General features: G+C 37.9%; 1 protein-coding gene. It reads left to right on the plus strand.

Going from position 1 to position 243, the window contains the following annotated elements; genetic code table 11:
• Positions 1 to 243 (plus strand): hypothetical protein (locus Q4528_RS15525; RefSeq protein WP_303522613.1); only part of this gene is annotated, 243 nt, incomplete at both ends.

Below are 243 nucleotides of genomic sequence, written 5' to 3' on the forward strand. Positions count from 1 at the left end.
GTACCAATTGTATATTTGGGTATAAACCGCGTAACAGAACAAGTACTGAACGCACCTAATATGACAGGGGTATTTGAAAATCGAGACATTGCTAACACTATCATTAGTATTAAACAGCAAACTGGCCAAAATGAATTGGTGCTGGTAATAGATCCTAGCTCAACCGGTTTAGCTAATTTAGTCAAAGCAAAAACTGTGATAGGAAAACCAGGTGCACCCAGTAAAATTCACATTATCGAAACC

It is taken from the genome of Staphylococcus pasteuri, assembly GCF_030547725.1.
GTDB lineage: Bacteria > Bacillota > Bacilli > Staphylococcales > Staphylococcaceae > Staphylococcus > Staphylococcus pasteuri.